This window comes from Nitrosomonas sp. Nm166 (genome assembly GCF_900112825.1).
In the GTDB taxonomy this organism is placed as follows: Bacteria; Pseudomonadota; Gammaproteobacteria; order Burkholderiales; family Nitrosomonadaceae; genus Nitrosomonas.
In genome coordinates, this window is sequence record NZ_FONE01000071.1 from 1 (window position 1) to 6,731 (window position 6,731).

General features: G+C 44.5%; 6 protein-coding genes, 1 tRNA gene and 1 pseudogene. 6 read left to right on the forward strand and 2 right to left on the reverse strand.

Going from position 1 to position 6,731, the window contains the following annotated elements; genetic code table 11:
* Positions 1-213 (forward strand): hypothetical protein (locus BM021_RS16340; protein WP_256207942.1); only part of this gene is annotated, 213 nt, incomplete at its 5' end.
* A gap of 38 nt (positions 214-251) precedes the next feature.
* Here BM021_RS16340 and BM021_RS16345 read toward each other — a convergent pair.
* Together BM021_RS16345 and BM021_RS14105 are read right to left on the reverse strand one after the other, a co-directional pair.
* A pseudogene (locus BM021_RS16345) lies at positions 252-419 on the reverse strand (Arm DNA-binding domain-containing protein); the annotation flags it as partial.
* A gap of 163 nt (positions 420-582) precedes the next feature.
* Positions 583-669, reverse strand: a tRNA-Leu gene (locus BM021_RS14105).
* 113 nt (positions 670-782) lie between these two features.
* Between BM021_RS14105 and queA the strand changes: the two genes are divergently transcribed.
* The 5 genes from queA (at position 783) to secF (ending at position 6,543) form a co-directional block, all read left to right on the forward strand.
* A complete protein-coding gene (queA, locus tag BM021_RS14110) occupies positions 783-1,820 on the forward strand; it encodes a tRNA preQ1(34) S-adenosylmethionine ribosyltransferase-isomerase QueA (protein ID WP_090721639.1) in 1,038 nt (345 codons plus the stop codon).
* The gene (tgt, locus tag BM021_RS14115; RefSeq protein ID WP_090721640.1) at positions 1,817-2,902 is read left to right on the forward strand and encodes a tRNA guanosine(34) transglycosylase Tgt; all 1,086 of its coding nucleotides are present in this window, start codon (positions 1,817-1,819) and stop codon (positions 2,900-2,902) included. Before queA ends, tgt begins: the two co-directional genes overlap by 4 nt.
* A gap of 52 nt (positions 2,903-2,954) precedes the next feature.
* Positions 2,955-3,416, forward strand: a complete 462-nt coding sequence (gene yajC, locus BM021_RS14120) for a preprotein translocase subunit YajC (RefSeq protein ID WP_090721641.1) — start codon at positions 2,955-2,957, stop codon at positions 3,414-3,416.
* Between the two features lie 88 nt (positions 3,417-3,504).
* A complete protein-coding gene (gene secD / locus BM021_RS14125) occupies positions 3,505-5,538 on the forward strand; it encodes a protein translocase subunit SecD (protein WP_090721642.1) in 2,034 nt (677 codons plus the stop codon).
* A gap of 66 nt (positions 5,539-5,604) precedes the next feature.
* Positions 5,605-6,543 (forward strand): protein translocase subunit SecF, encoded by a 939-nt coding sequence (gene secF, locus BM021_RS14130; protein WP_090721643.1) that lies wholly within the window; start codon positions 5,605-5,607, stop codon positions 6,541-6,543.
* Positions 6,544-6,731 lie beyond the last annotated feature (188 nt).

The following is a 6,731-nucleotide window of genomic DNA, read 5'->3' on the forward strand; positions in this document are numbered from 1 at the left end:
GATGTCATTTCCGGCAAGCCTGATGTCCAGAACACCCTCAAAACCCTGCGCTACAAGCTCTTTGCCAAAGCAGGTTACATCACTCATGAAGGCCGGAAAAAAATTATTAACCTGGCTGTTGCCATGCAACAACGTGAATGGATGGATGGTCTTTGGGACAAATCTAAAACGTTTGATCTCCCCGTTAAATTTAGCCCAATATTCACACCCTGATCGGTTCTAATGGAAAATCTGGGTTTAACCAAAGAGACGGCAGGATAAACACCAATCGCTAAAGTTTTTTGCTTACCTGCAAAGCGATAATTCATTCTCCAGTATTTTCCGATGGCATTCACCAGTAAATACAGTCTGCCACTATCACTTATTTTGTAGGGCTTATCTTTTGCTTTAGCTTGACGCACTGCGACATCGGTTAGCATTTGTGGTATCTCGTTTGATGGTATTTCGAAGTATCATCAAAAGTACCAACAAACGGATGGTATATCAAAAGATAATATGCTATCTCCTGATACAATCAATTTTATAAAATTATAGTAATTACAAAGGATTTGATACGATATGAAACCAATTGAAAACTACTATTGGTGCCGGGAGGGGGAATCGAACCCCCATGAAGTTGCCTTCGCGGGATTTTGAGTCCCGTGCGTCTACCAATTCCGCCATCCCGGCCTTGTGCTATTTTGCTATCTTCTTGCATGAGCTGAAGGCGCAATTATCACTGAAAACCTGTATCACAGCAAGCCGCATGGGCGAAAACATGCTGCATCAGTATAATAGGCGACATGAAAATTCAGGATTTTGATTTTTATTTACCCGCCGAACTAATCGCACAATTTCCTGCTAAACAGCGTACTGGCAGCCGCTTGCTCTATCTGGATAGCGTCAATAGTCAATGGCAAGATGCGCTATTTTCTGACTTGCCAGATTATTTGCAGGCCGGAGACGTGATGGTATTTAACGATACTCAAGTGATCAAGGCTCGCTTATTGGGTAAGAAAAGCAGTGGTGGTAAGGTGGAAATCATGGTAGAGCGAGTACTAGATGATCACCATGCGCTGGCAACTATTCGTGCCAGTCATGCGCCCAAGCCGGGTTCAAGACTGTTAGTGACAGATGTGATTCCAGTGACTGTGGTTGCACGCGAACAAGAGCTTTATACGTTGCATTTTGAGCATACCATGACAGTTACTGAGTTACTGGAATGCTACGGTCAATTGCCGCTGCCTCCTTATATTACGCGGCCAGCTACTGCTGTGGATGAAGTACGCTATCAAACTATTTACGCCAGAAACTCAGGCGCTGTTGCGGCGCCGACTGCCGGTTTACATTTCGATGTTAGCATGATGGATCAATTACATGCCATGGGCGTGAATATTGTTTACGTTACTTTACACGTCGGCGCTGGAACATTTCAGCCGGTGCGGGTTGAAAATATCACTGATCACATTATGCATAGCGAAATTTTCCATATTCCCCAAGCCACTATTGACGCGATTGATCATGCTAAAACGACAGGAGGAGGGCGCATTCTCGCGGTCGGCACAACAACATTGCGAGCCTTGGAAGCTTGTGCATCGCTTCATCAAGGCCGATTGGTTGCAGGTTATGGTGATACGCAGGTTTTTATAACACCGGGCTATCGTTTTCAAATTGTCGAGCGATTATTAACCAACTTTCATTTACCTTGCTCTACATTACTAATGCTAGTCTCAGCATTCGCTGGGATGGAAAACATTCAACGCGCTTATCAGCATGCTGTGACGGCACGTTATCGTTTTTTTAGTTATGGGGATGCCATGCTCATTGAGAAGAAGTTATGAAATTTCAGGTACATTCTACCGATCATGCAGCCCGCCGCGGCACTTTAACTCTGGCCCATGGCACAGTCGAAACACCAGTTTTTATGCCAGTGGGTACTTATGGTGCAGTTAAAACCATGCCCCCTGCTGCCCTGCAAGCAACGAATGCACAGATTATTTTAGGAAATACTTTTCATCTATGGCTACGCCCTGGATTAGAAGTTATTCAAGCACATGGTGGATTACACAATTTCATAAGCTGGCATGGCCCGATATTAACCGACTCAGGTGGATTTCAAGTGTATAGCCTGGGAGAATTGCGCAAAATCACTAAGCAAGGCGTTCATTTCAAATCACCTGTCAATGGCGATAACTGTTTTCTGTCACCAGAAGAATCAATGCGTATTCAACGCACACTCAATTCAGATATTGTCATGATATTTGATGAATGCACGCCTTATCCAGCAGATGAAACCCCTACACGGCAATCCATGGAGCTCAGTTTACGTTGGGCGGAACGCTCCAAACAAGCCCATGGCGATAATCCCAATGCTTTGTTTGGTATTGTGCAAGGCGGCATGTATGAGCATCTACGCGACCAATCATTTACTGGCTTATACCCTATCGGCTTTGATGGTTATGCCATTGGTGGATTATCTGTCGGAGAGCCCAAGGCAGACATGAAGCGTATCCTGAAACATACCGCACCGTTGCTGCCCGCTGACAAGCCACGTTATTTGATGGGCGTTGGCACACCCGCTGATATTGTCAATGCGGTAGCGCAGGGCATTGATATGTTTGATTGCGTATTGCCGACGCGGAATGCTCGTAATGGATGGCTATACACGCGTCATGGCATTATCAAATTGCGAAATAGCCAGTACCGTTTGGATACATCACCACCTGATGAGCACTGCGGTTGCTATACCTGTCGGCATTTCAGCCGCGCCTATCTGCATCATTTACAACGCATCAATGAAATGCTCGGCGCGCATTTGAATACCGTTCATAATTTGTTTTATTACCAGCAATTGATGAAAGAAATTCGTACAGCCATCGAAAACAAGCAATTTGAAGAATATGCACAAGAATTTCTGGCATAAGCGGTCATCATGCTAATATGTATTTTTCTAATAATAGTTTCGGGAGAATTCTATGCTGATTAGTGACGCATTTGCTCAAGCTGCTGCACCGGCGCAATCTGAAGCAAGTTTAGTAAGCCTATTACCGATGATCGGTATACTGATCATTTTTTATTTTTTGCTGATCCGCCCCCAATCAAAGCGCGCAAAAGAACATAAACAAATGGTGGAAGCCCTCCAAAGGGGCGATGAAGTTATCACAAACGGCGGCATATTGGGCCTAATCATCAATGTCAGCGAGAGCTATGTCATCGTTGAGATCGCACCTGCTGTAGAAGTCACCATCCTTAAATCCTCAGTTCAAACCTTGTTACCTAAAGGGACACTAAAGAGCATCGAACCCAAAGGCGGAAAAACACAAAAAGCCAGAGGGGCAAAACCGATAGCGCCTCTAGAGGACAATAAAGATGAAGACATCGGCGAAGTATTAGAAAGCAAAGATACTGAAGTCGAGAAGCCTATTGAGAAAAAATAATCGTTTTATGACGAAGAGAAGATTTATTACTATCAATCCTTCTTTTGCATTCTTCTCACCTTTTATTATTGAATAGTTAACTATACCCATGAACCGCTACGCATTTTGGCAATATCTGATTATTGCGGTTTCGCTTCTACTCGGATTGCTTTACACTCTACCCAATTTTTACGGTGAATCACCCGCAGTACAGATTTCCCCATTGCGGATTTCCGCGAGTGCTGATATTCCCTTGTTACATCGAGTCGAAGAGACGTTGAAACAAGCCAATATCACTACAGACGGAATTTTTCTTGAAGAAGGCAGCATCAAAGTTCGTTTCGTTGATACGGATACTCAAATCAAGGCAAAGGATCTATTGGAATCAACCCTCGGCAATGAATATATCATTGCGCTGAATCTGCTGCCCAATTCTCCCCAATGGTTGACTAAGCTTGGCGCTTTGCCGATGTATTTGGGGCTTGATTTGCGGGGCGGCGTACATTTTATGCTTGAAGTCGATATGGACGGTGCGCTCGATAAAGCATTGGATCGCTACAGTGCCGACATTCGGAGTACTTTGCGCGAACATAAAATTTCCTATACAGGGCTTGAGAAACAGGCTAAAAAACTGACCCTGAAATTTCGTGATGCCGAATCACGTGCAAAAGCAGAAGCTGAGCTGAAATCGAGTTACCCCGATCTCGGTTTAAAAGAAGAACAAGCCGATAACCGATACCATCTTGTTGCTGTAATCAAGCCTGAAGCTCAGGCGCGCATGCAAGATTCAGCCGTGATGCAGAATATCACTACCCTGCGCAATCGCGTTAATGAATTGGGAGTTGCTGAACCCATTATCCAAAAGGCCGGTGCAGATCGTGTCATTGTACAACTACCAGGCGTGCAGGATACCGCCAAGGCAAAAGATATCCTGGGACGAACCGCTACGCTGGAAATACGCATGGTTGATGACGAGCGAGATCTAGATGCAGCCTTGCGTGGTCAAGTTCCATTTGGTACTGAGCTTTATGAAGAACGTGGCGGCAGCCCACTACTCGTTAAGAAGCAGGTTTTACTGACAGGTGAACATATCACTGATGCTCAGCCAGGCTTTGATAAAGATAATCAACCCGCAGTGCATATCAACCTGGATAGCAGCGGATCACGCATTTTTAAACAATTGACACGTGATAATGTCGGTAAACGAATGGCTATTCTTTTGATCGAAAAGAATAAAGCTGAGGTTATCACCGCCCCTGTCATCCGCGAGGAAATAGGCGGTGGGCGTGTTCAGATCAGCGGGCGCATGACCAGTATGGAAGCTCGTGATGTCGCATTATTGCTCCGGGCAGGTGCGCTCGCAGCACCGATGGATATTATTGAAGAACGCACAGTAGGCCCAAGTCTGGGTGCTGATAATATTGCTCGAGGCTTTAATTCCACGCTGTATGGATTTCTGGCTGTTGCTTTCTTCATCGTGATTTATTACACGGCGTTTGGCGTTATCTCAGTCATCGCTCTCGCCCTAAATTTACTATTGCTTGTAGGCTTATTATCCATCATGCAAGCTACTCTAACCCTGCCTGGAATGGCCGCGTTAGCGTTGACTGTAGGGATGGCGATCGACGCGAATGTACTGATTAACGAGCGTATCCGCGATGAGCTACGTGCAGGTGCTTCTCCGCAGCTTGCGATTCATGCGGGATTTGAGCGTGCATTTGGCACCATCGTTGACTCCAATATTACAACTTTAATTGCTGGTATCGCTTTGTTTGCTTTCGGCTCAGGGCCAGTAAAAGGATTCGCCGTCGTTCTTTGCCTGGGTATTTTAACTTCTGTATTCACGGCAACCTTTGTATCCAGAGGCATGGTGAATCTGATGTATGGAAGCCGTCGCAGGCTCGATCGCGTTCCTATCGGAAAAATCTGGATACCTAAGTACAGCTCAGTTGGCGATAAAACTCTTCCTCATGCAACAGGTGAAATTAATAAAGATATTGATAGTAGCCAAATGATTAGCGAGCAGAAAAAAGATAGCGTCCAATCTGAGAGTAGCAGTCAGAAAGAAGTTATGGCCCAACCAAGTGATAAGGTGGGCATCAATGCTAAAACTAAACCAGGTGAACAGAGTCCCAAAAAGTAGGCAGCGCAAAACATCTGACACCAAACAATCTAAGCGAAAATAAATGGGCATATAAGGAAGTCAATTATGGAAATTTTTCGATTTAATCGTGACATCCCTTTCATGAACTGGAGACGTCCGGCCGCGGTCATTTCAATAACAACATTTATTCTTTCTGCGTTTTTTATTGTTACAAAAGGATTAAATCTCGGTGTGGACTTTACGGGTGGAACTGTTCTGGAGGTTAGCTATGGTCAAACAGCTGATCTCGGGAAGGTACGTAGTATCCTGACGGATCTTGGAATGTCTGATGCCAGTGTACAAAATTTTGGCACCTCACGTGATGTTTTAATACGTTTACCCATCAAGCCTGAAGTTTCCAGTGCGCAATTGTCTGAAACCGTTTTAAGTGCACTTAAGCAAGCTGATTCTTCAGTAATAATGAAACGTGTGGAGTTCGTCGGTCCCCAAGTTGGTAAAGAGTTATTAGAAAATGGTGCATTGGCATTGTTATTTGTTTCGTTAGGTATAGTCGCATATCTGGCTATGCGATTTGAATGGAAATTTGGCATTGCGGGCATTATCGCCAACCTGCATGATGTTGTTATTATTGTGGGTTGCTTTGCATTTTTTCAATGGGAATTTTCACTGACGGTATTAGCAGCTGTATTAGCTATCCTAGGCTATTCCGTTAACGAATCCGTGGTTATTTTTGATCGGATTCGAGAAAATTTCCGTAAGTACCGAAAAGCTTCTCTTACACAAGTGATCGACAGTGCTATTACACAGACTATGTCGCGCACTATTATCACACATGGCAGCACCCAAATGGTTGTTATTGCAATGCTGTTATTTGGTGGCGAGGTACTTCACTATTTTGCACTGGCATTAACGATCGGCATCCTGTTTGGCATCTACTCATCCATTATGGTGGGTAGCTCAATTATTATGTCACTAGGAGTCAAACGAGAAGATCTCGTTAAGGTAGAGAAAAGACCTCTTGAGAATGACGGGGCAGTCGTGTAGCAGTGCCTTTTATACGAATTTACAATATCTGCAATAAAAGAGCACAACAAATAGTTATTTGTTGTGCTCTTCGATAAAACGCAACTACAGGTTTACCTTAAGCCGCAGTTGGATGAGTTTTACTCCGGCTGCGCATCATGAAGAAAGCGCCTGCTGCAATCACCAGCACAATCGGAGCGATGATGGCT